Origin of the sequence: Streptomyces sp. NPDC017943 (genome assembly GCF_044328425.1) — a bacterium.
Classification (GTDB): Bacteria; Actinomycetota; Actinomycetes; order Streptomycetales; family Streptomycetaceae; genus Streptomyces; species Streptomyces djakartensis_A.
On record NZ_JBIRHH010000007.1, the window covers coordinates 64,772 to 90,599 of the forward strand.

Consider the following 25,828-nt stretch of genomic DNA (forward strand, 5'->3'; position numbering starts at 1 on the left):
CTGACGTCAGTTGGCCCACGGCGGCACCAGGCGGGTGCCGTCGGCCAGCGTCGCCTCCAGGCCCACGGAGGTGGTGACCCAGGAGTGCGCGGTCCGGTCGGTGGGGTTCTCCACGGTCAAAGTGGCGCCGGCCCCGACGATGACCGTGTCGCCCGCGGTGATCCGCTCGGTGCGGCCGTCGAGGGTGACGAGCAGTTCACCGTCGAGCAGGTGGAAGATCTCCTCGCGGCTGACGGTGTGCGCCGGCGCGCGGAGCCCGGGCGGGATCTCCCCGCGCCAGGCGCACAGTTCCCTGCTGCCGCTGCGGGGGGCGGCGTACGAGACGAAACGGGCGCCGTGGATCTCGTGGGTGACGGCCTCGGACGAGCGGACGACGGGCATGGCGGCCTCCGGTGGGCGATATGGTCAAGCTGCTTGACTATATGGTCAAGCGGCTTGACCGAATCGTCAAGGGTGTTTCAATGCATCCGTGCACACCTCCGAGGCCATGGCCCTGTCCGCCGCCCTGCTCGCCGCCGCCGGCGGGCTCACCCAGCGCATCCACGAGGGCGTGGTCGCGCGCGGCTTCGAGGGGCTGCGGCCCGCGCATGGCTTCGCCTTCGCGCGGCTCGTCCCGGACGGCGCGACGGTCACCGACCTGGCCGTCCACCTCGGGGTGACCAAGCAGGCGGCCAGTCAGCTCGTGGACGAGATGGTCCGCAAGGGCTATGCCGAGCGGCGGCCGCACCCCGGGGACGCGCGGGCGCGTCTCGTCGTGCTGACGGAGCGCGGGCGGGCGTGCACGCGCGCGGCCGAGGAGGCGGCCGCCGAGGCCGTACGTGCATGGGAGGGTCTGGTGGGGGAGGGCGAACTGCGGGCGCTGCGGGAGCAGTTGTTGCGGATCGCGCCCGGCGGGCCGCTGCGACCCGCCTGGTGAGGCGGCGTCGGCGCCGCCGGGGGAGAGGCCGGCCCGCGGGACCGGGCACCCTCGCGAGTTTTTACCGACGCGTAACTTCCCCCGGTGGCTACTCGCCCGTAACTTGACGAGTGAACAGCATCCTCGTGATCCGGATCACAGGCGTCGTGCCGTCGCACCTCCCTTGAGCCGCAAGGAGATCACCCGATGCTGCCCTGGAAACGAGTGCTCAGACCCCTGGCCGCCCTGCTGCTGACCGCCGCGGCCGTCACCGTCCCCGCCTCCACCGCCCGGGCCGCCGGGGCCCCGAGCTCCGGCTGGAACGACTACTCCTGCAAGCCGTCCGCCGCCCACCCCCGGCCCGTCGTCCTCGTCCACGGCACCCTCGGCAACTCCGTCGACAACTGGCTGGGCCTCGCGCCCTACCTCCAGGTCCGCGGCTACTGCGTCTTCTCCCTGGACTACGGCCAGTTGGAGGGCGTCCCCTTCTTCCACGGCCTGGGTCCGGTCGAGAAGTCGGCCCACCAGCTCAGGGACTTCGTCGACCGGGTGCTCACCGCCACCGGCGCCGCCGAGACCGACATCGTCGGCCACTCGCAGGGCGGCATGATGCCCCGCTGGTACCTGCGCTTCCTCGGCGGTGCCGACAAGGTGAACGCCCTGGTCGGCATCGCGCCCAGCAACCACGGCACCGACCTGAACGGCTTCACCGCGCTGCTGCCCTACTTCCCGGGCGCCGCCGACCTGCTGTCGAAGAACACCCCCGCCCTCGCCGACCAGGTCACCGGCTCCGACTTCCTCCGCCGGCTCAACGCGGGCGGCGACACCGTGCCCGGCGTGCGCTACACCGTCATCGCCACCAGGTACGACGAGGTGGTCACGCCCTGGCGCAGCCAGTACCTGACCGGACCCGGGGTGCGCAACGTCCTGCTCCAGGACCTCTGCCCCGTCGACCTCTCCGAGCACGTGGTGATCGGGCTGACGGACCGGATCGCCTTCCACGAGGTGGCCAACGCCCTCGATCCGGCGCGGGCCACCCCGACCACCTGCGCTTCGGTGTTCAGCTGACACGTGTCAGTGAAACGTTTCGGGGCCTGTCCGGCCTGAGCCGCCGGACAGGCCCCGGGTCAGGGGGCGGTGGGCCGGGTCACCGGCCGTGCCGGCCGCCCGTCGCCGCCCGGCGCCGGGTGGTCAGGAACAGGGCCGACGCCCCGAGCGCCAGGGCGGCCGCACCGCCCATCGCGACGTACGGGGTGCTGCTGTCGCCGCCGGTCTCGGCCAGCTTCTCCGTCGCACCGGCCGCCTCGGGCCGGTTGGGTGCGGCCGCGGCCGCCTCCGTCCGCTCGGCGGCGGGCTCGGACTCCTTCGCCCCGCCCTCGTCGTCGCGCTCGGGGGCCGCGGCGGGCTCGGCCGAGGTGCGGGCGTCGTGGTCGCCGTGCCCGTGGTTCTCCACGGTCGACTTGTCGTTGCCGTCCTCGATCTGCTTCCCGGTCGGGGCCGAGGCGGACGGCGCCGGGGCCGCACCGGCGTTCCCGCCGCCCGTCGCGGCGCCGCCGAAGCTGACGTCCGAGCAGGAGTAGAACGCCTCCGGGCTGTCCGACCGCTGCCAGACCGCGTACAGCAGGTGCTTGCCCGAACGCTGGGGCAGCGTGCCGGAGAACGTGTAGAAGCCGCCCGAGGCCGCCGGGTCGGTGGACGTCGCCACCGGGTTGCGCAGATCCAGGTCGCTCCAGGAGAGCGGCCCGGCCGCGTCGTAGCCGGGCTTGGTGATGTACACCTTGAAGGTGCCCTTGTGCGGGGCCGTCACCCGGTACTTGAAGGTGTACGCGCCGCTCTTCACCCCGGTCGCCGGCCAGTCGGAGCGGGCCAGGTCGAGCCCCTTGAACTGCGCGTTGTTCGCGCTGCACAGCTTGCCGTCGGGTATGAGCTCCTGGTGCCGGCCGGCCGCGTCGCCGATCCGGATGCCGTTCCAGTCGTAGAGGGCCTGGGTGCCGCCCGCCGCCACCGCCGCCTTGCACGCGGCCGACTTGGGGCTCTCCGGGCCTTCGGCGAAGCACTGCGCGACCCGGCTGACCGGGTCGCCCATCGAACCGTGCGCCGCCGCCGGGGCGGTGCTCAGCGCGGTCAGGGCGAGCGGGAGACCGCCGAGGGCGGCGACGGCGGCGGCCTTGCGGCGTGCGGACATGCGGGAACTCCTCGAAACAGTGCGTGGGCCGGGCCCGATCGGGCCGGATCCCGTGGGGTGATCCGAAGCTAGCCCGACCGGACCGCGAAATCGCCTGCTGAGGAGGGGTGGAGGAGATCCTTATGGCCCGCTTAAGGGAGTGCTCAGCCTGACATCAGGTAGGCACCCGCGAGCGGCTGTCCGGACGCGTGCGTCCCCCGGCCGGCCCCGGCCGCTCACACGTCCGGCCACCACGTGCGGGCGATGTCCCTGCGGACCTCCGGGCGTCCGGCGGGACGCTCGTCGGCCTCCTCGCGGACCCGGCGGACGTCCGTCTTCTTCACAGGCTTCTGCACGGTCGTACGGCGCATGACGGCCTCCTTACCGGTCCACCGGGTTCCGCGTTCTCACGGAGGTAGACCTTTCGGGGGAGGTTTACTCATCGCTTCCGTGGTGTCAGTGGCGGCAGTCACGATCCGGATGTCAGTGGTGGGTGTCACCCTGAGGCCATGACCGACGTGGACTGGGACGCCGAAGCCGCCTCCTTCGACGAGGAGCCCGACCACGGCCTGCGCGACCCCGAGGTGCGCCTGGCCTGGGCCGGACGGCTGCGGGACTGGCTGCCGGGGCGCCCGGGCGACGTGCTGGACCTCGGCTGCGGCACCGGCAGCCTGTCCCTGCTCGCGGCCGAGCAGGAGCACCGGGTGACGGGCGTGGACCGCTCCCCGGCCATGGTGACCCTGGCCCGGCGGAAGCTCGCCGGGCGCGACGCGGTGTTCCTCCTCGGGGACGCCGCGTCACCGCCCGTCGGCGACCGGCGCTTCGACGCCGTGCTCGTCCGGCACGTCCTATGGGCCCTGCCCCACCCCGCCCGCATCCTGCGGCACTGGTACGGGCTGCTCCGGCCGGGCGGGCGGCTCGTGCTGGTCGAGGGCGTCTGGGGGAGTGCCGAGCCGGTCGGCATACCGGCCGAGCGGCTCACCGGTCTGCTCGCACCCGTCGCCGGGCGGGTGCGGGTGCACCGGCTCTCGGACGATCCCCTGCTGTGGGGCGGCCCGGTGACCGACGAGCGGTACGCGGTCGTCGCCGTGAGCGGTGGCTCAGGCCAGCAGTGCGGTGAAGTCGCCGCCCCGGGCGAGTGACTCCAGTTCGTCCAGTGCGGCCGACGCGGCCCGGGCCGCGTCCGGGTCCGACTCGGCCAGGCCGCTCTCGGCGAACTCGTCCTCGTCCAGACGCCGTACGTCCAGGCCGTCCGCGCCGCACCACAGGTCCAGGTCGAGGTCCTCGACGACCAGCTCCGCTCCCGAGCGGCGGGCCGGGCGGGTGACGTCGCAGTACCAGCCCTTCAGCGCGCCCGTCGCGGAGCGCACCTCCTTGATCGCGTACCAGCGGTCCCGCCAGTAGTACTCCGTGAAGACGTCCCCGGGCTCGAAGCGGACGAAGCCGAAGTCCCGCACACCGCCGCCCGCCCACGGGGCGCGCAGCGCGATGCGCGTGCCATCGTCGGACAGCAGCTCGCCGGCGTAACGGATCTTCGTACGGCCCGCTTTGACGAGCACGACGTCCAGCTGCGGGGTCCCCTCAGCCGAGTTCGCGGACATGGCGCACTTCCTTCGCACAGATCTCGTAGCCGAACCACTTGTTGATGGCGATCATCGGCTCGTTCCCGGTGTCGTTGCCGGTGAACGCCTCCGTGCACCCTGCCGCGCGGGCGCGGTGCAGGGAGTCGTTCTTGACGAGCTTGGCCAGGCCCCGGCCGCGGAACTCCCGGGCCGTGCCGGTCATGGCGGTGCCGTAGCGGCGGTCGCCGTCGGTGTACGCCACGGTGAAGGCGGCGGGCCGGCCGTCGACGAGCGCGACCGTGGTCAGCTCGAGGTCCAGCAGCGGGTGCTTCCAGTTCGCCTCGACCCAGGCCTCGTAGTCCGTGAACTCGACGTCGATGTCGCTCGGTTCGTCCGACGACGCCGCGGCGTCCAGCTCGAACAGCGGACGCGGATCACCGGCGAAGTCGGCGGCGGTGCGCAGCTCGACACCAGGTGGCGGGTCCTGACGGGGCGGCAGCGTGCCCCCGGCCAGGTCCAGCCGCAGGAAGCAGGCGGAGCGGCTGGCGGAGAAGCCCCTCCGCTCGGCGAACGCGCGGTTCCCCGGCTCGTCCAGCACCCAGGTGAACAGCCTGCGGACCCCGAGCGCCACCAGCCGCTCCTCCGCGGTGCGCAGCAGCAGCGAACCGGCGCCGCGCCCTTCGCGGCCGGGGCGCACGTAGATGTTGGCCGAACCCTGGCCGGGCTCCGGACTGTCGTGGGCGACGCTGATCTGCGCCGTGCCGACGACCTCGCCGTCCTCCTCGGCGATCAGCTGGCCGAAGTGGGCGCCGGGAGGGGCGTGCGTCAGGTCGTGCAGCACCGACTCGGGCGTGGACAGCATGTACGGCAGGGCCAGGCGGCGGGTCGCGGAGAACCCCTCGGCGTCGGCTCGGACATCGGGTCGCAGGTCGCGCACGATCACGGTCATGGGGGCGGACGTTACGCGGGCACTCCTCACGGGTGCCTCTCATTTTCCGCCGGGTACGGGACAATCGGCCGGTGAGCTTGAGCATCGACATCGACGACAGCGCCCCGCCGTACGAGCAGGTGCGGGCGCAGATCTCCGAACAGGCGCGCTCCGGTGCGCTGCCGGTGGGCTACCGGCTGCCGACCGTGCGGGGCCTGGCCGAGTCGCTGGGCCTCGCCGCGAACACGGTCGCCAAGGCCTACCGGGCGCTGGAGGCGGACGGGGTGATCGAGACGCGCGGGCGCAACGGCACGTTCGTGGCCGCCGCCGGTGCGGCGGCCGACCGGGAACTGGCGTCGGCCGCGCAGGCGTACGCCGAGCGGGCCCGCCGGCTCGGGCTGGACGAGGACGCCGCGCTGGCCGCTGTCCGCGACGCCCTGCGGGCGGTCCACGGGCGGTGAGCTCCCCGTCCGCCGGGCGCACCCCTCAGCCGCGGACGGGACGGCCGGGCGTCCGTGTGAGGTCCAGGCCCGCCGAGCGCCCGAGGCGGGCGAAGGCCGTGGCGTCCTCCACCGCGGCGCCGCCCGGGTCGTTGTTGAAGTACGCGTAGACGTCCTCGCCGTCCGGCCAGGTGGTCGCGATGCGGTCGAGCCAGGTGGCCAGCGAGCGCCGGCCGTAGCGGGGCCAGGGCCGGGCGCGTCCCTGGTGGAAGCGGACGTAGCCCCAGTCGGTGGTGCGCCACAGCGGGGTCGCCGGGCGGGCCAGGACGTCGGCCCAGCACAGGGCGGCGCCCCGGGCCTCCAGCACCGCGCGGACCTGCGGGGTCCACCACGAGTCGTGCCGGGGCTCCACCGCCACCCGGGTCGGGGCGGGGAAGCGGGCCAGGCAGGCGTCCAGCAGGCCCGGGTCGGCCCGCAGGGTGGGCGGGAGCTGGAGCAGCACCGGGCCGAGCCGGCCGCCGAGCCCCGCCGCGTGGCTCATCAGCCGGTGCACCGGCTCCTCGGGCTCCTTGAGCCGCTTGATGTGGGTCAGGTAGCGGCTCGCCTTCACGGCCACCACGAAGTCCCCGGGCACCCGTTCCCGCCAGCCCTCGAAGGTCTCCCGCGACGGCAGCCGGTAGAAGGCGTTGTTGATCTCGACCGTGGCGAAGTGCGCCGCGTACTCCTCCAGCCAGAGCCGCACCGGGAGCCCGGCCGGGTACAGCACGTCCCGCCAGTCCTTGTACTGCCAGCCGGACGTGCCCACGAACAGGGTCATAGCCCCATCAAAACACCGGCGCAGACGGACCTCCTACAGATACAGGCCCGCGTCCGCGTCACCGCGCGGCTCGGGCAGGGACGTCGGGGAGGTGCCCCGGCGCAGCGCGTACAGCTCCGCCAGCGTGGCCCCCTCGCGGCCGACCCCGTCCTCGCGGCCCAGCCAGCCCACCGCCTCCGCGCGGGTCAGCGGGCCCACCTCGATGCGCGCCAGGCAGCGGCCCGGCCGGACCACGGCCGGGTGCAGGCGCTCCAGGTCCTCGTTGGTGGTGACCCCCACCAGTACGTTGCGCCCCTGCCCGAGCAGCCCGTCGGTCAGGTTCAGCAGCCGGGACAGCGCCTGGCCCGCGGTGTGCTTGGCCTCGCCGCGGATCAGTTCGTCGCAGTCCTCCAGGAGCAGCAGCCGCCAGCGGCCCTTGCCGGTGGCGTCGTCCTCGCCGATGGCGATGTCCATGAGGTAGCCGACGTCGGAGAAGAGCCGTTCGGGGTCCAGGACGCAGTCCACCTGGCACCAGTCGCGCCAGGACCGGGCGAGGGTGCGCAGCGCGGAGGTCTTGCCGGTGCCGGGCGGGCCGTGGAGCAGCAGGAGCCGGCCCGCGATGTCCTCGGGTGTCGTCTTCATCAGCCGGTCCATCGCCTCGGCGACGGGCGCCGTGTAGTTGGGCCGGACCTCGTCCCAGGTGCCCGCCGCGATCTGCCGGGTGGTGCGATGCGGGCCGCGGCGCGGGGAGACGTACCAGAAGCCCATCGTGACGTTCTCGGGCTGCGGTTCGGGTTCGTCCGCCGCCCCGTCGGTGGCCTGGCCGAGGATCTTCTGTGCCAGCTCGGCGCTGGTCGCCGTGACCGTGACGTCGGCGCCGCGGTTCCAGCGGGAGATGAGCAGCGTCCAGCCGTCGCCCTCGGCGAGGGTGGCGCTGCGGTCGTCGTCCCGGGCGACGCGCAGGACCCGGGCGCCGGGCGGCATCAGCGTCGCGCCGGAGCGCACCCGGTCGATGTTCGCCGCGTGGGAGTACGGCTGCTCGCCCGTCGCGAAGCGGCCGAGGAACAGCGCGTCGACGACGTCGGACGGGGAGTCGGAGTCGTCGACGTTGAGCCGGATCGGCAGCGTTTCGTGCGGGTTTCCAGACATGCCGCCATGATCCGGCACGGGACCGCCGCGTGCACCCGTTTTCCGGTGCACGCGGCGGTCCCGCCCGGCCGGGTCAGCCGCCGGACCGGGCGACCGCGCGGGCCGCCCGCCGGGCCCGGCGCACCACCGCGTACCCGCGGGTGAGGGCCCGGTCCCGGGCGAACGTCCGGGCGATCGCCCGGCCCTCCACCATCCGCTCGAACTCCTCGATGCCCGTGTCGCGGCGGACCGTCACCCGCCGCAGGGCGTACGGCCCCTGGGCCCGGCGCGCCAGGCCGTTGCCGACGGCGAGGGCCTGTGCGTACCCCGTCTCGCGCACCACCTGCCGGACCCGGCGGGTGGAGTAGCCGTAGGGGTAGGCGAACGAGGCCGGGACGGCGCCCAGCTGGTCCGAGAGGATCTCCTTGCAGTGGATCAGCTCGAACCGCAGGGTGGCCTCCGAGACCTGGTCGAGCTGCGGGTGGCTGTGGCTGTGCCCGCCGATCTCGACGCCGGCCGACGCCAGCGCGCGGACCTGGTCCCAGTCGAGCATGGTGTCCAGCCCGCCCCCGGTGTCGTACGGTCCGCGCAGCCAGCCGGTCGCGACGAACAGGGACGCCGGGAAGCCGTGCTTGGCGAGGGCGGGCAGGGCGTGCCGGTGCACGCCCTCGTAGCCGTCGTCGAAGGTGACGAGGACCGGCCGGGCGGGCAGCGGGCGGCCCGAGCGCCAGCACGCGGCGAGCCCCGCCGTGGTGAGCGGTGTGACGCCGCGGTCGGCGAGCACCGCCATCTGCTCGGCGAACGCCTCCGGGGTGACCGACAGGGCGCGCGTCGCCCGGTTCGGATCGGTGGCGACCGCGTGGTACATGAGGATCGGCACCCGCGCGTCGGTCACGAACCGGCTCCTTCCCGTACGGCCCGCGGCACGGGGGCGGGAGACGCCGCCGCGTCGGGGGCGCCGACGCCCCGCGGCACCTCGGGCACCCGGAACGCGGCGCCGCCGCGGCGGACGCGGAAGCCGCCGACGACGTAGCCGCCCGCCGCCGTGAGCGCCCCGGCCACGATCGCGCCTGCCCTGCCCGCTCCGCCCGGCCGGGCCAGCAGGGCGTCGCGCAGGCCCCGGGCCACTCCGGCCGGCAGGACCCGGGTGGCGTACCGGCGTTCGGACTCCAGGCCCTTGTCCGCGCCGACACTGCGGGCCACGAGGGCCTTGGACAGGCCCTCGGCCCAGGTGCGGGTGCGGAAGTAGCGGAAGCGCTCGCGCACGGCGGGCACGCGGTGGTGGATGACCGCACGGTCGTCGATCAGCAGCACCGCGTCGGGCAGGGCCCGCGACAGACGGATGCACAGTTCCGTCTCCTCGCAGCCCAGGGGGCGCTTGTCGCCGTCCCGGCCGATGCCGGTGGCGAAGCCGCCGGCCGCGTCGAAGGCGCTGCGGCGGAACGAGGCGTTGCCGCCCAGCACGTTGCGCACCCGGGCCCGGCCGCGCGGCAGTCCCCGGTAGGTGCAGCCCACCACCCAGTCGAACTCCTCCGGGAACCAGTGCGGGCGCCGCCCCGACGCCCAGACCGGCACCGTGCGCCCGCCGACCGCCATCACCCGCGGATCGGCGTACGCCTCGGCGAAGTGCCGCAGCCAGTCCCGCTCGGCCACGGCGTCGTCGTCGAGGAAGGCCACGATCTCGCCGCGGGCCGCCGCGATACCGGTGTTGCGGCCGGCGGACAGGCCGCGGGGGCCGGCGTTGGCGAGCACCCGCACCTCGCCGGTCTCCTTGTACTCCTGTGCGAGCCGGTCCCGGAGCGTCTCGTTGTGGTCGACGACCAGCAGCGTCTCCACCGCGGGCCGGGACTGCGCCCGCACCGAGGAGACCGCCGCGAGGATGTCCTCCCAGCGGTCCTCGGTGTACGCGCAAATCACGACGGAGACGTCGGGACCGCTCAAGACACCTCTCCCCGCACCGCCGCCGCCACCGACGACGGCCGGGACGAACGGCGCCGCAGGGCACGCCGGTTGGAGCGCTCCTGGAGGATCACGCGCAGGACCCGCAGACCGTCCCGCACGGCCCGCAGGTTGCTCGTGCCGTGGATGCGCAGGTACTCGTGGCTCGGGATCTCCTGCACCTTCAGTCCGGCCTTCACCACCCGGATGTTCATCAGGGTCTCGACCTCGAAGCCGGTGCAGTCCAGGTCGATCTTGTCCAGGCAGTGCCGCCAGAAGGCGTTGTAGCCGTAGCACAGGTCGGTGTACCGGGCGCCGAACTTGCGGTTGACGGCCGTGCACAGGGCCCAGTTGCCGAGCTTGCGGACGAAGGTCATGTCGTCGGTGCCGCCGCCGTTGGCGAAGCGGGAGCCCTTGGCGAAGTCCGCGCCGGAGACCAGGGCGGAGACGTACGACACGATCTCGTTGCCGTCGGCCGAGCCGTCCGCGTCGACCATCACGATGATGTCGCCGGTGCACGCCTGGAAGCCGGTGATCAGGGCGTCGCCCTTGCCCTTGCCGCGCTGCTCGACGACCTTGACGCCGGGCCACAGCTCGCGGGCCACCCGGACGGTGTCGTCGGTGGAGTTGCCGTCGACCAGGACCACCTCGTGGATCCAGTCGGGCAGGGTCTTGAAGACGTACGGCAGGTTCTCCGCCTCGTTCATCGCCGGGATGACCACGCTCACGGGCGGCGCGATGGCCAGGTGTGAGGAGACGGGGCGGTACGTGGCTGCGGTCGGCGGATGCTCTTCCGTCACGGCCGGCTGCAGAGCTGAACTCATGAGTCTGGGCCCTCTCGTCCGGTGGACCGCCCCCCCAGGGCAGTCCGGATCCAGTCCGGGTCGAAAGGGGGGTTCTCACCCGAGGCACGCCGGGACGGCGAGGCATGCCGAAGTGGAGCTCCGGCACGCCGGGTGAGCTGGCAAAGCTGACCGGCCGCGAAAACGGCAGCCGACCGCGCGGCACGGCCCGGAGACCACTGCGGTCACCGAGCACGGCACCCCCCTACCGCGCCCCGCGCCGGTACGTCGCGGTCCCTGAGCCCTCCCCTGGAGCCGCGTACTGACGGACCGATGCGGGTGAGATGTATGACGGTATTGACGATTGAACCCGTATGGCAAGACCTGGAACGGCCACTCACGTTTTTGTTGGTTTGGCCGTTGCTCGGTGTGCTCGGTGAGACACAAGTTGACCGTTTTCGGGCGTATCAAGAGCCGTTCCCCGCAGGCGGCCAGGGCCTGCGGGGAACGGCTGTTCAGGTGTCCGTGCCCGGGTGCCGGGGGACGGGGGGCGTCAGGGGACGAGTTGCAGCAGGCGGTTCGGTGACCCCGAACCCGCGCCGGTCACCTTGCCGGTGGCGGCGCCCGCCACCAGGGCCGAGGCGACCTGTGCGGGGGCGGCGGAGGGGTGGCCCGCCAGGTAGACCGCCGCCGCGCCCGCCACGTGCGGGGTGGCCATCGAGGTGCCGGAGATGGTGTTGGTGGCGGTGTCGCTCGTGTGCCAGCCGGCCGTGATGGAGGAGCCGGGGGCGAACAGGTCCAGGGCCGAGCCGTAGTTGGAGTAGCTCGCCCGGGCGTCGGTGCTGGTGGTGGCGCCGACGGTGATGGCCTCGGCGACCCGGGCCGGGGAGGACGAGGAGGCGGAGGTGTTGCTGTTGCCCGCGGCGACGGCGTACGTGACGCCGCTCGCTATGGAGTTGCGGACCGCCGTGTCCAGGGCGGTGGAGGCCCCGCCGCCGAGCGACAGGTTGGCCACCGAGGGGCCGGAGTGGTTGCGCGTGACCCAGTCGATCCCCGCGATCACACCGGCCGTGGTGCCGGACCCGCTGTTGTTCAGCACGCGCACGCCCACGATCCTCGCCTTCTTGGCGACGCCGTAGGTGGTTCCCGCGACCGTCGTGGCCACGTGCGTGCCGTGCCCGTTGCCGTCGGAGGCGTCGTTGTCGCCGTCGACGGCGTCGTAGCCGTGTGCGGCCCGGCCGCTGATCTGCTGGTGGGTGATGCGCACACCGGTGTCGACCACATAGACGGTGACGCCGCTGCCCGCGCTGTCCGGGTAGGTGTAGGTGCCGGAGAGCGGGAGGGAGGGCTGGTCGATCCGGTCCAGGCCCCAGGGGGCGGAGGTCTGGGTCGCGGCGAGCGAGACGCGCTGGTTCTGCTCGACGGACGCCACCGCGGGATCGGCGGCCAGCCGCCGGGCCTCGGTGGCCGACAGGGTGGCGGAGTAGCCGTTCAGCGCGGATCCGAACGTCCTGTCCACCGAGCCGCCGTAGCCCTTGACGAGGCTCTTGCCGGCGGCCGAGGACGCCTTCAGTCCGGGGCGTGTGTGGAGCGTGACGATATAGCTGTTCTTCACCGCGGTCGGTGAGTCTGCGGCGAGCACCCGTCCCTCCGCCTCGGCCGCCTGGGCCGGCAGGGCGGTGAGAGCGCCCACGAGGGCGGCGGTCGCCAATGAGGTGAGCGCGGCGATTCCGAGTCTCTTGCTTCGCGGTTCTGCCATGACGGGGGAGTCCTCCTCCGGGCGGCGCGCGCCCGGGTGGGGCGCGCGTCCTGTGGGGGGTGTGCGCGTGCTCGCGCACACGGACCGGGAGTGCGCTGTTCCGCTCCCGGCCTGTGATCAGCCTCGGCCGGACTGCCGTACGCGACAAGGGAGTTGAGAACCTCTCAACAAACCTGTCATGAGCACGCAACAAGCGCCCCAGTAGGCATCGCAGATGGTTCCCGGAAGGTGCCGCACGGGTGCCCCGGTCCGTGAAGGGACCGAAAAGAACTTGGCATGGACACTTCCTGTCAACACGCGTAGCTGCTACCACGGTTGTGGCAGAGATCCTGCTAAAGGGAGGTTCCATGAGACGTTCCCGACTTGTCGTCCTCGTGAGCTCGCTCCTCTTCGCCGCCGGCACCGCCCTCACCGGCGCGGCCACGGCGCAGGCGTCCGCACTCGCCGCAACCGGCCCGTACGCAGCGCTCGGTGACTCCTACTCCTCCGGAGTGGGCGCCGGCAGCTACATCGGTTCCAGCGGCGACTGCAAGCGCAGCACGAAGGCCTACCCCTACCTCTGGGCCGCCGCCAACTCACCCTCGGCGTTCGACTTCACCGCTTGTTCCGGCGCCCGAACGGGTGATGTTCTGTCCGGACAGCTCGGCCCGCTGAGCGGCAGCACCGCGCTCGTGTCCATCAGCATCGGCGGCAACGACGCCGGCTTCGCCGACGTCATGACGACCTGTGTGACCCAGTCCGACAGCGCCTGCATCTCCCGCATCAACACCGCCCGCGCCTACGTCGACTCCACGCTCCCCGGCAAGCTCGACGGCGTGTACTCGGCGATCCGCTCCAAGGCCCCCAACGCCAAGGTCGTCGTCCTCGGCTACCCCCGCTTCTACAAGCTCGGCACCACCTGCCTCGGCCTGTCCGAGGCCAAGCGCAAGGCCATCAACGACGCCTCCGACCTCCTCAACACCACCATCGGCAAGCGCGCCGCCGACCACGGCTTCGCCTTCGGGGACGTCCGCTCCACCTTCGGCGGCCACGAGATCTGCTCCGGCGACTCCTGGCTGCACAGCGTCAACTGGCTGAACATCGGCGAGTCCTACCACCCGAAGGCCCCCGGCCAGTCGGGCGGCTACCTGCCGGTCCTGAACGCCAACGACTGACCGCTCCCCACCGGCCGCCCACCCGGGCGGTCAGCCGGAGTCCGATCCCGGCTCCGTGCCCTCGTCCGTCACCGAAGGAGAAGGGGAGGCCCCGTCCGTCGGGGTCTCCGTCTCACAGGTGATCGAGAACGGCACCGCGTCGGACGTCGTCCGCACCGGCTCCCGCACCTCGACCCTGATCTCGTTCTCGAAGCTCCCGGACTCCTCGTCCGTCGTCACGGTCACCGTGTCCCGCTTCGTACGGCTGCCGCCCTCCGGGAACGACAGCGTCTTCCAGCCCTCGTCGAGGACCTGGCCGTCCCCCGTCCGCCAGCGGTAGCGCACCTCGGCCGGGAGCGTCCCCACCGTCAGCGTCGCGGTGAAGCGCGGCGCCCTGACGCCCGGCGGCGGACATGTGCCCGAATAGCGCGTGCGCGTCCCGTCCAGGCCGACCCGCACCGACTGCTGCGGCGGGCTGCTCTTCCCGCTCTCCCGCTCGCTCGGCGTGGGGGACGGACTCGGCTTCCCGTTCCCCTCGTTCTCCCCGGTGTCCCCCGTCCCCGCGGGCGAACTCGCCCCGGCGCCGCTGTCGTCCCTCCCGCCGCCGCCGCCGCCGTCGCCGTCGTCGTGCAGCAGTGCGTACGTCAGCCCGCCCACGGCGAGCGCCAGCGCGATCACCCCGGCGACCAGCACCCGGCCCGCCCTGCGGTCGCGGTCCGGACCTGTGGCGGACGTGGTGTCCGGGCCCGTTCCCGTGCCGTGGCCGGGGAACGGCACCGGCGGGGCTGGGGAATGCCCGGGGCGGACCGCGGCCGTCGGCGGGAAGGCCACCGCCCCGGTCGCGTCCGCACGCGGCGAACCGCCCGCCGCCACGAGCCGCAGGTCCTGCTCCGCCCGCTCGGCCGGCAACCGCTGCCCGGGGTCCTTGCGCAGCAGCCCCTCGATCACGGGGGTGAGCGGACCGGCCCGGTACGGCGGCGGCAACTCCTCGTCCACGATGGCGCGCAAGGTGCTCAGCGGGGTGTCGTGCCGGAACGGGGAGTGGCCCTCGACCGCCGCGTACAGCAGCACCCCCAGCGACCACAGGTCCGACTCCGGGCCGGGTGTGCGGCCGAGCGCGCGCTCCGGGGCGAGGAACTCGGGCGAGCCGATGACCTCGCCGGTCATGGTCAGCGCGGAGCTGCCCTCGACCGTGGCGATCCCGAAGTCGGTGAGCACCACGCGGCCGTCGTTCGCGATCAGCACGTTGGCCGGCTTCACGTCCCGGTGCAGCACCCCCGCCCCGTGGGCGGAGCGCAGCGCGGCCAGCACCTCGGCGCCGATGTGCGCGGCCCGCTGCGGCGCCATCGGGCCCTCGGCGTCCAGCACCTCGGCCAGGGACAGGCCGCGGACCAGCTCCATGACGATCCAGGGCCGGTCGTCGTCCGTCGCCACGTCGTACACCGTGACCACATTGCGGTCGGCCACCCGGGCGGCCGCCCACGCCTCCCGCTCCAGCCGGGCGTACAGGCGCTGCACGTCGTCGGCCCCGAGCCCGGCGGGGGCCCGCACCTCCTTGACCGCGACCTCACGGTTCAGCACCTCGTCACGGGCGCGCCACACCGTTCCCATGCCGCCCTCGCCGAGCGGGGACAGCAGTCGGTAGCGACCCGCGATCACCCGTTCGCGACCCGGTTCTTCGGACACGGCGCCCCCATTCGCAGCCGGGCGGAATCTCCACGAGGTCTGTCTTCCCCGGCTCGCCGGATTTCCTCACGCACGTCACTCAGCCCAGTGCGGATGCCGCCCCCTTGAACACCAGTCCGGCGCCGAGGACGACCACGGCGAAGGCGGAGCCGAGCGGGGCGGTGCGCCGGACCAGGGCGGCCACCGGGCCCGCCGTCCAGCGCGGGCGCCGCTCCAGCAGCCGGGTCATGCCGCTGCCGGCCTTGACGACCGCGTACCCGGCGGCCGTCAGGGTCAGCGCGAGGCCGACGCCGTACGCCACCACCAGGAGCAGCCCGAACCAGGCCTGGCCGAGGGCGGCGGCACCCACCAGCACGACGACGGCCGACGGGCTGGGCACGAGGCCGCCGGCGAAGCCCATGAGGACGGTGCCGCGCAGGGTGGGGGCCACGGGGTGGGAGTGGGTGAACCCGCCGTGGGTGTGCACGACCCCGTGGGCGTGGTGATCGGGGTGCCGGCCGTCGTGCGAGGAGTCGTGGTCGTGGTCGTGGTGGTGACCGTGCGGGTGGGGGTGGTCGTGCTCGTGGCCGTGCGGGTGAGGGTGCTCGTGCTCGTGCTCGTGCTCGTGCTCGGGGCCGTGGTGGTGGCCGTGCTCCTCGTGCGGGTGGTCGTGGCCGTGCTCGTGCGGGTGGTCGTGCGCGAGGGCGTGCGGGCGGTTGCGCAGGGCGCGGCGGACCAGGCTCGCGCCCGCCAGTGTCACCAGCAGCCCGCTGGCGACTCCCAGCCAGGCGATCACCGAGGGGGCCGCCACCGACCCCGCCGTCACCAGCAGGCCGAGGGCGACCACGCCCAGGGTGTGGGTGACCGTCACCGAGGCGGCCATGGGCAGGACGTCCTTCATCCGGGCCCGGCCGCCCCGGGCCGCCGCCGTCGCGGCCATGATGGTCTTGCCGTGGCCCGGTGCGAGCGCGTGCATCGCGCCCAGGACCACGGCGATGCCGAGGGCCAGAGCGGCGAATCCGGCGGTGAGGTCGTGCCGGGCGACCAGTTCGTCGAGGGCGCGCGTCCAGCGGTCGGCACCGCGCGGCAGCACCGAGGCCGCCGGGGCGTCGCGCTCCTCCCCGGCCAGGGCGGGGCCGCCGGGGCGCACGCGCAGGGCGGCGGACGCGGTGTCGGCGGGGGAGGAGAGCAACTCCTCCGGATAGCGGGTCAGTTCTCGCGACAGCGACGTCCCCGGGACGTCGGACGCGGTGAGTGTCATTCGGTCCCCCCGCGCCGTGATCTCCCTCCAGCCAGGGCCCGAGGAGGCGCCCGCGCCCCGGAAGGACAGGGACACGGTCTCCTCGCCGCGTGGCAGCGGAGCGCTCAGCTCGCACTCCACGCGGAGGGTGTCCAGCCCCGCCTGGCCGGGCCGCACGCGCGCGTGGCCGCTGTCGACGGTGAGGACGGCGGTCCGGCCGCCGACGGTGACGCTGCTGTCCGCCGCGGCCGTGGCGCACCGCTCCTGCGCCCACATCCGCAGGCCGAGCCGCTCGACGTCGGGCTTCGCCTGGGTCGCCGGGATCTCCGCGAGGTCCTCGACGTGGTGGACCCGCAACTCACCGGGAGCGGCGACGAGGCCGTCGTAGCGGTTGACGGTGAAGTTGCCCAGCGGGTGGGCGCTCGCCGTGGCGGCGGGCAGCAGGGTGAGCGCGCAGGCGGCCGTGAGGACGGCGGCACCGGACGCGGACAGCCGGCGCAGGATCACCGGTTCCCCTCCAGGTCGTCGAGTGCGGTACGGGCCTCGCGCGCACCGAGCGGCGAGAAACCGGCGTTCAGCTCCAGGGCCGCCTTCAGGTGTGTCCGGGCCGCCCGCGGGTCTCCGGCGGCACGCTCGACGACCCCGCGGTGGTAAAGGAAGGCGGCGTTGCGGTAGCCGGTGGCGGTCGCCCGCCGGGTCAGGGGGAGGGCCTCCGCGTCACGGCCGTTGACGTGCAGGGCCCAGGCGAGGGCGTCCGCGGTGTGCACGCTGTGCCGGCGGTCCCACTCGGCGCGTGCCGCGCGCAGGGCCTCCCTCTTGTCGCCGTGGTCGGCGGCCGCCATGGCCGAGTCGAGGTCGGCGTTCACCCCGCCCGCGCGGGCCAGGGCCGTCCAGGCGTCGACGAGCGCGTACTGGTCGCGTGCCTTCGCCCGGTCGCCTTCGTCTCCGCGCTCCTCGTACAGCTCGCCGAGGGCGACGAGCGGCCCGGGCAGCGGCGAGCGGGCGACGACCTGCTCCAGCCCTTTCACCGCCGCCGCGCGGTCACCGCTCGCGGCCTGGGCGCGGGCGCGGCCCTCCAGCGCCGGGAGGTAGGCGTCGTCGGCGGCCAGCGCGCAGGCGTAGTGGGCCAGGGCGCGCCGGTGATCGCCCTGGCTCCAGGCCAGTTGGCCCAGCGCGGTGGCCACGTACGCCACGTCCGCGGGGGAGCGGGCCGCGTCCAGCGCACGGTGCAGCACCCGACGCGCCGTGCGCACGTCGCCGCGCAGCTCGTGCACGTACGCGTAGCGGGTGAAGACCGGCACACCGGGGCGCCGGTCGTCGGCGGTCCGGGCCGCCTCGGCCGCGTCGTCGTAGCGGCCCAGTTCGACGAGCGCGTCGACGCGGGTGCACAGGGCGCGTTCGTTGTAGGGGTTCTGCTTCAGAGCCCGGTCGGCGTCCGCGAGGGCGCCGGTGAAGTCGTGCCGGGCGGCGGCCAGGGCGGCGCGGCCCGCGAGGGCCTGGTCGTTGCCCGGCCGGAGCGCGAGGGACCGGCGCAGAGCGCGCTCGGCCTGCGGGTACCGGGAGGGGTCGCCCGCGGTCCGGGCCTGCTCCACGTAGGCGACCCCGAGCGTGGCCCAGCTCCCGAAGTCCTTCGGCTGGGCACGCAGGTGTCGTTGCAGGGACCCGACCGCCGCGCCCAGGTCGCCCCGGGCGAGATCACCGGGTGACAGCGCCGCGGCCGCGGACACGGCGGCGTCCCCGCCCCGGCCGTCCGGGGCGCCGGTGAGGGCGACGGCCCCGCCGGTGAGCGCCACGGCCAGCAGGGCCGCGCACCCGGCCAGATGCAGGGCCCGCCGGCGCCGTCCCCCCGCGGCGGCCCGCCGCAGCACGGCCGCGCGCCGGGCGGCATCGCCCTCCCCGGCCCCGCCCTCGGTCCCGGCACCGGCCTCTCCGGCCCTGCCCTGAGTACCGGCACCGGCCTCTCCGGCCCCGCCCTCACCCACTACACCGGCCGCGCCCGAGGGGTCGGCGTGAGTGTCCGCCTCCTCCGGACCGCCGGTGCCGTCCGGCTCGTCCGGTGTGCTGTCGGTCGTGTGCGCAGGCATGGGATTCCTCGGTCGGTCGGCTGGGCGGGGCGGAGATCGGCGGCGCGGCCCGCGCCGTGGGGGACGGGAACGAGCCGCGCCTGTCTGCGGGGCGGAAGGGCTCAGTACGCCCGGTTCCGCATGCGGCGCCACCACATCAGGGCCGCGCCGATCAGGACGATGCCGCCCGCCCCGGCCCCGGCGGACGCGGCGATCAGGCGTGTGTCGTCCGCGCCCTGCGCACCGGCGGGCCGCAGCGCGTCGCCGAGCTGGCTGCGCACGTCGTTGCCGCCGTCCACGCCCTTGGCGAGCCGGCCGCGCGATCCCTCCGTCGGCAGGGCGACGTACGGGAAGGACTTCTCGAACTCCTTGTCGTTCTTGTCGACCGCGTCGCCCAGGTCGTTCTTGGAGCCCACCAGCTCACCCTCGACGACCTGGAGCGAGGCGTCGATCACGTCGTCGGTGAGGCGGCGGCCGTTGGGGAAGCCGGCGTTGTCGCCGTCGAGGACTCCCAGCCGCTTGGGCTCGGCGGCCGGCTTGATGGAGGTGTTCAGGCGGAGCTGCTCCGAGGGCGTCACGTGCGGCGGCTGGTTGAGGTCCTTGACGCCCTTGAGGAACACGTCGACCAGGTCGTTGCGCGGCTCGGCGGGCGCCGGGATCTTGTAGATCGCCTCGATGAGCTTGGGCAGCTCCGGGTTGGTGACGTTCTTCAGGAACTTCCCGTCGTCGCGGGGCGTGGCCGCGTTGAACCGGTCCTTGTCCTTCAGCGGGTTGACGACCTCGTTGACCAGCGGATTGCCCAGGCGCGAGACCTGCGTGAAGTAGCCCCGGGCGTTCTTGCGCTGGGTCGTCGACCAGATGCCGATGACGGGCTGCTCGTGCGACTCGGCGACGAGACTGCTGGGCACCTGCAGGGCTATGGAGTTGACGTTGTAGCCCTTGAGGGTGTCGTTGCCGACCTCGGAGAGGTTCCCGCCGTACAGCAGGTCGAAGACGCGCAGGTCCAGGAAGAACGGGTCGTCCGCCTGGCCCGCGAACGTCTGTGCCCCGCCCGCGAGTTCGTGCACGGCCTGCTTGCGCAGCGTCGCGTAGTCCGGCATCGAGGCCTTGCCCACGTTGGAGGGGGCCACGGGCACGTCGTCGGCGACCTTGGTCTTCGACACGGCCTTCAGGTGGCGCAGCTTGATCAGCTCGATGTCGTAGGTCTGCGTGACGTTGAGGTCGGGGTCGTCGAGGCTCTCGACGGGGCCGGTGTTGTAGAGGAACGTCTTCTTGTTCTTGGTGTGCGTCTTGAACGTGTAGCGGAAGACCAGGTCCTCCTGCGCGTCCCCGTTCCGGTCGATGCGCAGGTCGTACTGGGCGTCCTCGGCGAACGGGAAGAAGTTCGGCCCGCCGGCCGGTTCCTCGAACGGGATCCAGTTCGCGACGATGGTGGTCGTGTCCGGCTTGTCCGGGCTGACGAACGCGTACACGTCGGTGTTGTCGTACTGCGGGGTGCCGGAGATCAGCGGGGCCTCGCGGTGGCTGGAGGCGGAGGCCGCCTCAGGTTCCAGCGCGGTCACGCCGGCGGCCGCGAGCCCGCCGGCGGCCAGTGCGCCACACACCGCGGTCGCGATGCTCCTGCGTCCCGCACCGTTCCTGGAGATAGGTGTCATGCCGTCCGTCCTCCGTGCCAACTTGCCTGACACACGCCATTCGGAGCGGTCGGCGAAGCGGATTGGTCGAATCTCAACCGTTCTTACGGCCGGTCCGGGATCTTGTTTCATCGCCGCGTGACCCGCGTTTTCGCCGCCGGGATCCGTAACACCGTCCGGAGGTGTGTGCGTTGCGAATGCCTCGTGTGAGGGGACAGGCCCGGTGCGGCCTCGGAGAGGGGGACCGAGTGGAGGCGGACGAGCTGCTGCTGCTCGTGGCAGGCGGGGACCAGGGAGCCTTCGAGGAGTTGTACGGGCTGGTGTCCGGCCCGGTGTTCGGACTCGTACGGCGTGTGGTGCGCGACCCCGCCCAGTCGGAGGAGGTGGCTCAGGAGGTGCTGCTGGAGATGTGGCGGTCCGCCGCGCGGTTCGATCCGGGCCGGGGCAGCGCCCTGTCCTGGATCCTCACCCTCGCCCACCGCCGGGCGGTCGACCGGGTGCGCAGCGCCCGCGCGGCCGGGGAACGCGAGCAGCGCGAGGCGCTGCGGGCGAACCAGCCCGCCTTCGACCACGTCACGGAGGAGGTCGAGGCGGGGCTGGAGCGCGAGTGGGTGCGCCGCTGCCTGGACCGGCTCACGGTGCTGCAACGCCAGTCGGTCACCCTCGCCTACTACGAGGGCTACACCTACCGTGAGGTGGCCGAGCACCTGTCCCTGCCGCTGGGGACGGTCAAGACGCGGATGCGCGACGGACTGACCCGGATGCGCGAGTGCCTGGGAGGGGTGGCATGAGCCTGCTGCGACGCGAGGACCCGCACTCCCTGGCCGCGCCCTACGCGCTCGACGCCCTGGAACCCGCCGAGCGGGTCCGCTTCGAGAAGCACCTCGCGGGCTGCGCCCGGTGCGCCGACGAGGTGCGCGCGCTGTCCGAGGACGCCGTCCGCCTCGCCTGGTCCGCCGCCGTCCCGGCCCCGCCCGCGATGCGCGACCGGGTCATGGCGGCCGTCCGCGCCACCGCGCAGGAGCCCGCACCACAGGGGGCGCGCGAGGCGGCGCGGCCGCACGCCCCGCAACTGCCGCCGCACGTCTGGGGGGTCCGGCCGCCGCCGCGCCAGCGGGTGCGGCGGCGGATCCCGCTGTTCGTCCCCTTCGCGACGGCCACCGCCGCCGCGGCCCTCGTCGTGGCCTCCTTGTTCGCGGTGCAGGCGAACCGGACCCAGGACGAACTGACCGCCGAGCGGGACCGGTCACGTGAGATCGCCCACGTTCTCGCTGCTCCGGACGCCCGTGCGAGCAGCGGACGGGACGCCCGGGGCCGCACGATCGGAGTGATCGCTTCCGCCACGGAGGGGAGCGCGGTCGTCACCCTCGGCGGATACGGCGCCCCGGCGGGTGGCCGCGTGCACCAGTTGTGGCTCATGCGCCCGGGCGCACCACCTCGCTCCCTGGGGCTGTTCGAGGGCGACACGCCCCTGGTCACCACGGGTTTGGGGCCCTCCGCGACGTCACTGGCCGTGACCGTCGAGCCCGCGGGAGGCTCGCCGCAGCCCACCAGCCGGCCCATCGTCCAACTCGCCCTGAAAAGTGTCGGATTCGGAGAGTAGTCGACGACACATCGTCAACCCCCTTACGGGGAAGGTGAATCCTGTGACCGCGATACACGTGTGCCCGGTCGGGACGATAGGGTTAACCTGCCCGGGCCGGGTGGACTCGTACGGGTGGGGAGTGACATGGAACAGATAACAGTGCGCAGCAGGGCCAGGGTCCCTGCGATCACCTGCGGGAGCAGCGCGACCAGTTCGCGCCTCGACCGCCACCTCGCGGTGCTGGGCGGCCCCGCCGTCCCCCAGCGGGAGACGGTCGAGGCCACCTCGCTGATGCGCGAACTGACCGCGCGTCGGCCGCACGACCGCAGCGGCAGGGGCGCGCGCGTGCGCCGCGTCTCGCTCTTCGCGCCACTGCGCCGACTGCGCCGCTCGCTGTTCGGCGGCAGGTAGGGTCCCGCGCTCGGGCGGTCACACCGCCCCGCGTCCGCTGCGCACTCGTCGTCCGTCATCCCCACGGCACGCAGCAGGCGCCGGGTGTGTTCCCGAGCGCGGCACGCCCCCCGTCGACGCCCCCCCCCGCCCGGCCGTGACCGGGGGCCGCACCCGGCTCCGGTTCCGCAGCACGCCCGCTCACCGCTCTCCGCGGGCGTACTCCCGCACCGTCGGCGGCACGAACAGCGCGAGCAGCACCACGGCCCACCGCAGCAGTGACCCCGCGACGCCTCCCCACCCGGTCGCGTCGGACAGCCTCCGGAGGGCTAGAGCAGGGGGAGTTGACCTTCCGGGCCCTCCTCGAGGCCGTCCAGGACCGACGCGGGGCGGCGGGCCGCGGCCGGGGCCGGGAGCACGCCCGCCTCGGTCAGTTCCGTCGCGGTGACCGGATCGGGCACCGCCGGCTCCTCCTGCGGCGCCCGCAGGTCGGCGAGCAGCGCCAGGACCGTGATCAGCTCCAGCAGCTCCGAGGTCCAGGCCTGCGGCCACACGGTCGGGCGGATCGCCGCGAGCGTTCCCGGCTCGGGCTCGGCGACACGCGCCGCGAACCACTGCTCCAGCACCCGGACCCCGCCCGCCTCGACGTCCCACGCCTGCGGCGGCACCGGGGAGATGCGACCCTCGTCCACGAACAGGGCCTCCTCCTCGCGGTCGTAGCGCAGGGCCACGGGGCGGGACGGCAGCGGCGCGCGGACGTAGGGACGGCGGCCGCCGGGCAGTTTGGGGCGCTCCCCGTCCCGGCGCATCAGCCACAGCAACCGGTGCCCGCGCTCCAGGCCCCTCGCCCAGGTGTCCGGGTCCCCGGTGAGCGGGACGGTGAGGTCCGGCCGGACCGCGGCCGCGATCCACGCCAGCACGTCGAGCGGCGACGGTGCGGCACCGAGGCGACGGCCCAGCCACTCCACCAGCCCGGGCGCCAGGTTCGGCTCCAGGCCGCCGGGGCGGCGGAACAGCGGGCGGACCCGGCCGGGGCGCAACAGGGGGAGCAGCGAGGTGAACAGCAGCGGGGAGCCGAGCGTCCCCGGGGCCTCCACGACGAACACCTGCCTCTCGTCGGCGACCCGCCACAGCTCCGGGCGGGCGGCGTCGATCAGCCGCTGGTCCGGGATGAGCCACTGCTCGTCGAAGGGCGCCAGCAGGACCCGCACCGGCTCCGGGCAGGGACCGGACGCCCGCGCCAGCCGTTCCGTGCCCGCGCCGGTCCGGCCCGGAAGCCGGCCGACCGCCGTGTGCAGGGTGCGCGAGCGGCTCGGTTGGAACAGCGCCTCCCGGTCGGGCCCCTCGGCCTTCACCAGCGCGTCCCAACGGGCTTTCAGAGCTGCCGCGTCGGGGCCCGCCGGCCACCCCCGGCCGAGCCGCGGCGGTGCGACGGACCACGGCATGAGGTCCGCCAGCGGCGGAGCGTCGTCGTGCGTCACGCCCCGCATCGTACGACGTGCGCCGGCTCGCCAGGGGGCGCGGGGAACCACCCCGCACGCCCTGCCCGGTCCGCGGCGCTCAGGTCGCGTCCAGGGTCACGGTGAAGGAGAACCGGTCACCGCGGTAGTGGATGACGGCCACGTCCAGGACGCGCCCGTCCGCGTCGTAGGTCACGCCCGTGTAGTGCAGGATCGGGCTCAGCAAGGGCACGCGCAGCAGCCGGGCCGTCTCCGGGTCGGCCAGCCGGGCCTCGACCGTGTCCGTGATGCGGCTGATGTCCGCCCCCACCACGTCCCGCAGCACCTTCGTCATCGGCCACCGCACGAGGTCGTCCAGGTCGATCTGGGCGGCCAGTTCGGAACGCACGTGGTTGCGGGCGTGGTTGGTCGGCTCCCCGGTCTTCTCGTCGCTGCGCAGCCGGTGGTACGCCGTCACCTGGGCCAGGTCCGGGAAGAACTCGGCCAGTTCGCCCGGGACGGGGACCGTGCCGTGCTCCAGCAGTTCGGTCGTCATCCCGGACTGCTGGGCCACGATCGCGTCCACCGAGCCGAGCAGCCGCACCGGGGAACCCCGGCGGGCGTCCGGCTCGATGAACGTGCCCCGCCGGCGGTGGCGGGAGATCAGCCCCTCGTCCTCCAGCTCCTTCAGCGCCTGCCGCATGGTCAGCACGCTCACGCCGTAGTGCCCGGCCAGCTGCTCCTCGGTGGGCAGGCGCAGCGGGTCCTGGGGCGAGCGGCCGAGGATCGAGGCGCGCAGCGACTGCGAGACCTGGTACCAGAGCGGCAGCTTGCGGTTCAGGACGATCGAGTCCGGGGCGAAGGAGGTCACGGGGTCATCCGTACCGTCAGGAAATGATCAGTGCAAGGGGCGGAAGTGCCGCTGCAGGCCCTGCCACACGTCGTCGTAGCGCTGCTGGAGATGGTCCGCCCCGGCGGCGTGCGGCGTGAGGCTCAGCGGCCAGCGCGTCTCGAACATGAACGCCAGCCCGTCGTCGATCTTCTGCGGCTTCAGTTCGGCGGCGCTCGCCCGGTCGAAGGTCTCCCGGTCCGGTCCGTGCGCCGACATCATGTTGTGCAGCGAGCCGCCGCCCGGCACGAAGCCCTCCGCCTTGGCGTCGTAGGCGCCCTCGATCAGGCCCATGTACTCGCTCATCACGTTCCGGTGGAAGTACGGCGGCCGGAAGGTGTCCTCCCCGACGAGCCAGCGCGGCGCGAACACCACGAAGTCGGCCACCGCCAGGCCCGGGGTGTCCGACGGTGACGTCAGGACGGTGAAGATCGACGGGTCCGGGTGGTCGTAGGTGATGGTGCCGAGCGCGTTGAAGCGGCGCAGGTCGTAGACGTAGGGCACATGGTTGCCGTGCCAGGCGACGACGTCGAGGGGGGAGTGGTCGTAGGTGGCCGTCCACAGGTTGCCGCAGAACTTGTTCACCACCTCCACCGGGCCCTCGACGTCCTCGTACGCCGCGACGGGGGCGTGGAAGTCCCTCGGGTTCGCCAGGCCGTTGGCGCCGATCGGCCCGAGGTCGGGCAGGCGGAAGGGAGCGCCGTAGTTCTCGCACACATAGCCGCGGGCGAAATCGTCCAGGAGCTCCACACGGAAGCGGACACCACGCGGGATGAGCGCCACATGGCCCGGCTCCACATGGAGCAGACCGAACTCCGTGCGCAGCAGCAGCCCTCCCCGCTCCGGGACGATGAGCAGCTCACCGTCGGCGTCGCTGAACACCCGGTCCATGGAGGCGTCGGCGGCGTACAGGTGGACCGCGATGCCGGTGCGCTGGGTGGCGTCGCCGTTGCCCCCGAGGGTCCACAGCCCTGCGAGGAAGTCCGTCCCGGGCGCCGGGTCCGGCAGCGGGTTCCACCGCAGGCGGTTGGGATCGGGCACGGTCTGGGTGAAGGGGGCGGTGCACAGGGAGCCGTTGTCGGTGCGGGTGAACGCCGGGTGCGCGGCCGAGGGCCGGATCCGGTACAGCCAGGAGCGGCGGTTGTGCGCCCGCGGCTCGGTGAAGGCCGTGCCGCTCAGCTGCTCCGCGTAGAGCCCCAGCGGCGCCCGCTGGGGTGAGTTGCGGCCCTCGGGCAGTGCGCCCGGGACGGCTTCCGAGCTGTGCTCGTTGCCGAAGCCGGAGAGATAGGTCAGCCCTTCGGCGGTCTTCCGCGCTTCCCCGCGCTCGACCGCGCTCGCGCGGGTGGTGCCCCCATCGCCCATGTGTGCCGCTCCCTTGCGTTCGGATTCCTATGGAGC

At 73.6% G+C, this 25,828-nt stretch carries 26 protein-coding genes; 8 read left to right on the forward strand and 18 right to left on the reverse strand.

The window, feature by feature from the left end; genetic code table 11:
* Positions 1-6: 6 nt before the first annotated feature.
* The gene (locus ACH4C6_RS23125; RefSeq protein ID WP_398110490.1) at positions 7-381 is read right to left on the reverse strand and encodes a cupin domain-containing protein; all 375 of its coding nucleotides are present in this window, start codon (positions 379-381) and stop codon (positions 7-9) included.
* 88 nt (positions 382-469) lie between these two features.
* Between ACH4C6_RS23125 and ACH4C6_RS23130 the strand changes: the two genes are divergently transcribed.
* Positions 470-916 (forward strand): MarR family winged helix-turn-helix transcriptional regulator, encoded by a 447-nt coding sequence (locus tag ACH4C6_RS23130; protein ID WP_398110491.1) that lies wholly within the window; start codon positions 470-472, stop codon positions 914-916.
* Positions 917-1,102: 186 nt separating this feature from the next.
* Positions 1,103-1,963, forward strand: a complete 861-nt coding sequence (locus tag ACH4C6_RS23135) for an esterase/lipase family protein (protein ID WP_398110492.1) — start codon at positions 1,103-1,105, stop codon at positions 1,961-1,963.
* A 79-nt stretch (positions 1,964-2,042) separates the two neighbouring features.
* Here ACH4C6_RS23135 and ACH4C6_RS23140 read toward each other — a convergent pair whose 3' ends face one another.
* Both ACH4C6_RS23140 and ACH4C6_RS23145 read right to left on the reverse strand, forming a co-directional pair.
* Positions 2,043-3,080, reverse strand: a complete 1,038-nt coding sequence (locus tag ACH4C6_RS23140; protein WP_398110493.1) for a lytic polysaccharide monooxygenase — start codon at positions 3,078-3,080, stop codon at positions 2,043-2,045.
* Positions 3,081-3,295: 215 nt separating this feature from the next.
* Positions 3,296-3,430, reverse strand: coding sequence for a hypothetical protein (locus ACH4C6_RS23145; RefSeq protein ID WP_398110494.1), 135 nt, complete (start codon positions 3,428-3,430; stop codon positions 3,296-3,298).
* Positions 3,431-3,568: 138 nt separating this feature from the next.
* Here ACH4C6_RS23145 and ACH4C6_RS23150 point away from each other — a divergent pair, with 138 nt between their 5' ends.
* On the forward strand, positions 3,569-4,201 hold the full coding sequence (locus ACH4C6_RS23150) for a class I SAM-dependent methyltransferase (RefSeq protein ID WP_398110495.1): 633 nt from the start codon (positions 3,569-3,571) through the stop codon (positions 4,199-4,201).
* Here ACH4C6_RS23150 and ACH4C6_RS23155 read toward each other — a convergent pair.
* Positions 4,160-4,660, reverse strand: coding sequence for a DUF402 domain-containing protein (locus ACH4C6_RS23155; protein WP_398110496.1), 501 nt, complete (start codon positions 4,658-4,660; stop codon positions 4,160-4,162). The genes ACH4C6_RS23150 and ACH4C6_RS23155 overlap by 42 nt on opposite strands.
* Positions 4,641-5,570 carry a GNAT family N-acetyltransferase gene (locus ACH4C6_RS23160; RefSeq protein ID WP_398110497.1) on the reverse strand — a complete coding sequence of 310 codons (930 nt, stop codon included), beginning with the start codon at positions 5,568-5,570 and terminating at the stop codon, positions 4,641-4,643. Before ACH4C6_RS23160 ends, ACH4C6_RS23155 begins: the two co-directional genes overlap by 20 nt.
* 71 nt (positions 5,571-5,641) lie before the next feature.
* Between ACH4C6_RS23160 and ACH4C6_RS23165 the strand changes: the two genes are divergently transcribed.
* A complete protein-coding gene (locus tag ACH4C6_RS23165) occupies positions 5,642-6,010 on the forward strand; it encodes a GntR family transcriptional regulator (RefSeq protein ID WP_398110498.1) in 369 nt (122 codons plus the stop codon).
* A gap of 25 nt (positions 6,011-6,035) precedes the next feature.
* Here ACH4C6_RS23165 and ACH4C6_RS23170 read toward each other — a convergent pair whose 3' ends face one another.
* The 6 genes from ACH4C6_RS23170 to ACH4C6_RS23195 form a co-directional block, all read right to left on the reverse strand.
* On the reverse strand, positions 6,036-6,806 hold the full coding sequence (locus tag ACH4C6_RS23170) for a DUF72 domain-containing protein (protein WP_398110499.1): 771 nt from the start codon (positions 6,804-6,806) through the stop codon (positions 6,036-6,038).
* A 33-nt stretch (positions 6,807-6,839) separates the two neighbouring features.
* Entirely contained in the window at positions 6,840-7,934 is a 1,095-nt protein-coding gene (locus tag ACH4C6_RS23175) for a DUF5925 domain-containing protein (protein ID WP_398110500.1), read from the reverse strand.
* Between the two features lie 73 nt (positions 7,935-8,007).
* A complete protein-coding gene (locus tag ACH4C6_RS23180; RefSeq protein WP_398110501.1) occupies positions 8,008-8,808 on the reverse strand; it encodes a polysaccharide deacetylase family protein in 801 nt (266 codons plus the stop codon).
* The gene (locus ACH4C6_RS23185) at positions 8,805-9,854 is read right to left on the reverse strand and encodes a glycosyltransferase family 2 protein (protein WP_398110502.1); all 1,050 of its coding nucleotides are present in this window, start codon (positions 9,852-9,854) and stop codon (positions 8,805-8,807) included. The genes ACH4C6_RS23180 and ACH4C6_RS23185 overlap by 4 nt, the downstream gene beginning before the upstream one ends.
* Positions 9,851-10,675, reverse strand: coding sequence for a glycosyltransferase family 2 protein (locus tag ACH4C6_RS23190; protein WP_398110503.1), 825 nt, complete (start codon positions 10,673-10,675; stop codon positions 9,851-9,853). Before ACH4C6_RS23190 ends, ACH4C6_RS23185 begins: the two co-directional genes overlap by 4 nt.
* Before the next feature lie 511 nt (positions 10,676-11,186).
* A complete protein-coding gene (locus ACH4C6_RS23195) occupies positions 11,187-12,392 on the reverse strand; it encodes a S8 family peptidase (protein ID WP_398110504.1) in 1,206 nt (401 codons plus the stop codon).
* A 347-nt stretch (positions 12,393-12,739) separates the two neighbouring features.
* Between ACH4C6_RS23195 and ACH4C6_RS23200 the strand changes: the two genes are divergently transcribed.
* Complete coding sequence (locus tag ACH4C6_RS23200) at positions 12,740-13,546, forward strand: SGNH/GDSL hydrolase family protein (RefSeq protein WP_398110505.1); 807 nt, start codon at positions 12,740-12,742, stop codon at positions 13,544-13,546.
* A 30-nt stretch (positions 13,547-13,576) separates the two neighbouring features.
* On the opposite strand, the gene ACH4C6_RS23205 is transcribed toward ACH4C6_RS23200, so the two are convergent.
* From ACH4C6_RS23205 to ACH4C6_RS23220, 4 genes are all read right to left on the reverse strand, one after another.
* Positions 13,577-15,211 (reverse strand): serine/threonine-protein kinase, encoded by a 1,635-nt coding sequence (locus ACH4C6_RS23205; protein WP_398110506.1) that lies wholly within the window; start codon positions 15,209-15,211, stop codon positions 13,577-13,579.
* Between the two features lie 79 nt (positions 15,212-15,290).
* Complete coding sequence (locus ACH4C6_RS23210) at positions 15,291-16,937, reverse strand: nickel transporter (protein ID WP_398110507.1); 1,647 nt, start codon at positions 16,935-16,937, stop codon at positions 15,291-15,293.
* Positions 16,934-18,514: a tetratricopeptide repeat protein gene (locus ACH4C6_RS23215; protein ID WP_398110508.1), complete on the reverse strand. Its 1,581-nt coding sequence runs from the start codon at positions 18,512-18,514 to the stop codon at positions 16,934-16,936. Before ACH4C6_RS23215 ends, ACH4C6_RS23210 begins: the two co-directional genes overlap by 4 nt.
* Positions 18,515-18,615: 101 nt before the next feature.
* The gene (locus ACH4C6_RS23220; RefSeq protein WP_398110509.1) at positions 18,616-20,148 is read right to left on the reverse strand and encodes a DUF4331 domain-containing protein; all 1,533 of its coding nucleotides are present in this window, start codon (positions 20,146-20,148) and stop codon (positions 18,616-18,618) included.
* A gap of 227 nt (positions 20,149-20,375) precedes the next feature.
* On the opposite strand from ACH4C6_RS23220, the gene ACH4C6_RS23225 reads away from it, so the two are divergent.
* From ACH4C6_RS23225 to ACH4C6_RS23235, 3 genes are all read left to right on the forward strand, one after another.
* Positions 20,376-20,918, forward strand: a complete 543-nt coding sequence (locus tag ACH4C6_RS23225) for a sigma-70 family RNA polymerase sigma factor (protein ID WP_398110510.1) — start codon at positions 20,376-20,378, stop codon at positions 20,916-20,918.
* A complete protein-coding gene (locus tag ACH4C6_RS23230; RefSeq protein ID WP_398110511.1) occupies positions 20,915-21,730 on the forward strand; it encodes an anti-sigma factor domain-containing protein in 816 nt (271 codons plus the stop codon). Before ACH4C6_RS23225 ends, ACH4C6_RS23230 begins: the two co-directional genes overlap by 4 nt.
* 126 nt (positions 21,731-21,856) lie before the next feature.
* Positions 21,857-22,123: a hypothetical protein gene (locus ACH4C6_RS23235; protein ID WP_369198093.1), complete on the forward strand. Its 267-nt coding sequence runs from the start codon at positions 21,857-21,859 to the stop codon at positions 22,121-22,123.
* Between the two features lie 308 nt (positions 22,124-22,431).
* On the opposite strand, the gene ACH4C6_RS23240 is transcribed toward ACH4C6_RS23235, so the two are convergent.
* The 3 genes from ACH4C6_RS23240 to hmgA all read right to left on the reverse strand — a co-directional run bounded on the left by ACH4C6_RS23240 (position 22,432) and on the right by hmgA (position 25,792).
* Entirely contained in the window at positions 22,432-23,592 is a 1,161-nt protein-coding gene (locus tag ACH4C6_RS23240) for a type ISP restriction/modification enzyme (RefSeq protein WP_398110512.1), read from the reverse strand.
* Between the two features lie 70 nt (positions 23,593-23,662).
* A complete protein-coding gene (locus tag ACH4C6_RS23245; RefSeq protein WP_398110513.1) occupies positions 23,663-24,412 on the reverse strand; it encodes a GntR family transcriptional regulator in 750 nt (249 codons plus the stop codon).
* Positions 24,413-24,439: 27 nt separating this feature from the next.
* Entirely contained in the window at positions 24,440-25,792 is a 1,353-nt protein-coding gene (hmgA, locus tag ACH4C6_RS23250; protein ID WP_398110514.1) for a homogentisate 1,2-dioxygenase, read from the reverse strand.
* Between the last annotated feature and the right edge of the window lie 36 nt (positions 25,793-25,828).

Bases quoted from the DNA above. Each gene is read 5' to 3' on its own strand.
- ACH4C6_RS23125 (WP_398110490.1), bottom strand. From the start codon at position 381: ATGCCCGTCGTCCGCTCGTCCGAGGCCGTCACCCACGAGATCCACGGC.
- ACH4C6_RS23135 (WP_398110492.1), top strand. From the start codon at position 1,103: ATGCTGCCCTGGAAACGAGTGCTCAGACCCCTGGCCGCCCTGCTGCTG.
- ACH4C6_RS23140 (WP_398110493.1), bottom strand. From the start codon at position 3,080: ATGTCCGCACGCCGCAAGGCCGCCGCCGTCGCCGCCCTCGGCGGTCTC.
- ACH4C6_RS23145 (WP_398110494.1), bottom strand. From the start codon at position 3,430: ATGCGCCGTACGACCGTGCAGAAGCCTGTGAAGAAGACGGACGTCCGC.
- ACH4C6_RS23150 (WP_398110495.1), top strand. From the start codon at position 3,569: ATGACCGACGTGGACTGGGACGCCGAAGCCGCCTCCTTCGACGAGGAG.
- ACH4C6_RS23155 (WP_398110496.1), bottom strand. From the start codon at position 4,660: ATGTCCGCGAACTCGGCTGAGGGGACCCCGCAGCTGGACGTCGTGCTC.
- ACH4C6_RS23160 (WP_398110497.1), bottom strand. From the start codon at position 5,570: ATGACCGTGATCGTGCGCGACCTGCGACCCGATGTCCGAGCCGACGCC.
- ACH4C6_RS23170 (WP_398110499.1), bottom strand. From the start codon at position 6,806: ATGACCCTGTTCGTGGGCACGTCCGGCTGGCAGTACAAGGACTGGCGG.
- ACH4C6_RS23175 (WP_398110500.1), bottom strand. From the start codon at position 7,934: ATGTCTGGAAACCCGCACGAAACGCTGCCGATCCGGCTCAACGTCGAC.
- ACH4C6_RS23190 (WP_398110503.1), bottom strand. From the start codon at position 10,675: ATGAGTTCAGCTCTGCAGCCGGCCGTGACGGAAGAGCATCCGCCGACC.
- ACH4C6_RS23195 (WP_398110504.1), bottom strand. From the start codon at position 12,392: ATGGCAGAACCGCGAAGCAAGAGACTCGGAATCGCCGCGCTCACCTCA.
- ACH4C6_RS23200 (WP_398110505.1), top strand. From the start codon at position 12,740: ATGAGACGTTCCCGACTTGTCGTCCTCGTGAGCTCGCTCCTCTTCGCC.
- ACH4C6_RS23215 (WP_398110508.1), bottom strand. From the start codon at position 18,514: ATGCCTGCGCACACGACCGACAGCACACCGGACGAGCCGGACGGCACC.
- ACH4C6_RS23220 (WP_398110509.1), bottom strand. From the start codon at position 20,148: ATGACACCTATCTCCAGGAACGGTGCGGGACGCAGGAGCATCGCGACC.
- ACH4C6_RS23230 (WP_398110511.1), top strand. From the start codon at position 20,915: ATGAGCCTGCTGCGACGCGAGGACCCGCACTCCCTGGCCGCGCCCTAC.
- ACH4C6_RS23235 (WP_369198093.1), top strand. From the start codon at position 21,857: ATGGAACAGATAACAGTGCGCAGCAGGGCCAGGGTCCCTGCGATCACC.
- ACH4C6_RS23240 (WP_398110512.1), bottom strand. From the start codon at position 23,592: ATGCGGGGCGTGACGCACGACGACGCTCCGCCGCTGGCGGACCTCATG.
- hmgA (WP_398110514.1), bottom strand. From the start codon at position 25,792: ATGGGCGATGGGGGCACCACCCGCGCGAGCGCGGTCGAGCGCGGGGAA.